The organism is Burkholderia sp. ABCPW 14, assembly GCF_001523835.1.
In the GTDB taxonomy this organism is placed as follows: domain Bacteria; phylum Pseudomonadota; class Gammaproteobacteria; order Burkholderiales; family Burkholderiaceae; genus Burkholderia; species Burkholderia mayonis.
In genome coordinates this window covers 1-760 of the sequence record NZ_LOVS01000038.1, presented here as the reverse complement: position 1 = coordinate 760, position 760 = coordinate 1, and the positions used below count along the sequence as shown (strand labels likewise).

1 protein-coding gene is annotated in these 760 nt (G+C 65.0%); it reads left to right on the top strand.

Annotated features, from left to right (window positions below):
• The coding region (locus WS62_RS05740; RefSeq protein ID WP_082720728.1) for a 3-hydroxybutyrate dehydrogenase at window positions 1–760 on the top strand (760 nt) is incomplete at both ends.

The window sequence follows — 760 nt, the reverse complement described above, 5'->3', positions numbered from 1 at the left end:
CGGCAGTCGTGACGGGAGCAGCAAGCGGCATCGGCAAGGAAATCGCGCTGGAGCTCGCGCGAGCGGGCGCGGCGGTGGCGATCGCCGATCTGAATCAGGACGGCGCGAACGCGGTCGCCGAGCAGATCAAGCAGGCGGGCGGCCAGGCGATCGGCGTCGCGATGGACGTGACGAACGAAGACGCGGTCAACAGCGGCATCGACAAGGTTGCCGAAACGTTCGGCTCGGTCGACATCCTGGTGTCGAACGCGGGCATCCAGATCGTCAATCCGATCGAGAACTATTCGTTCGCCGACTGGAAGAAGATGCAGGCGATTCACGTGGACGGCGCGTTCCTGACGACGAAGGCCGCGCTCAAGCACATGTACCAGGACGATCGCGGCGGCGTCGTGATCTACATGGGCTCGGTGCATTCGCACGAGGCGTCGCCGCTGAAGTCGGCATATGTGACGGCGAAGCACGGGCTGCTGGGTCTCGCGCGCGTGCTGGCGAAGGAAGGCGCGAAGCACAACGTGCGCTCGCACGTCGTGTGTCCGGGCTTCGTGCGCACGCCGCTCGTCGACAAGCAGATTCCGGAGCAGGCGAAGGAGCTCGGGATCAGCGAAGAGGAAGTCGTGAAGAAGGTGATGCTCGGCCAGACGGTCGACGGCGTGTTCACGACCGTCGAGGACGTCGCGAAGACGGTGCTGTTCCTGTCGGCGTTCCCGAGTGCGGCGCTCACCGGCCAGTCGTTCATCGTCAGCCACGGCTGGTTCATGCA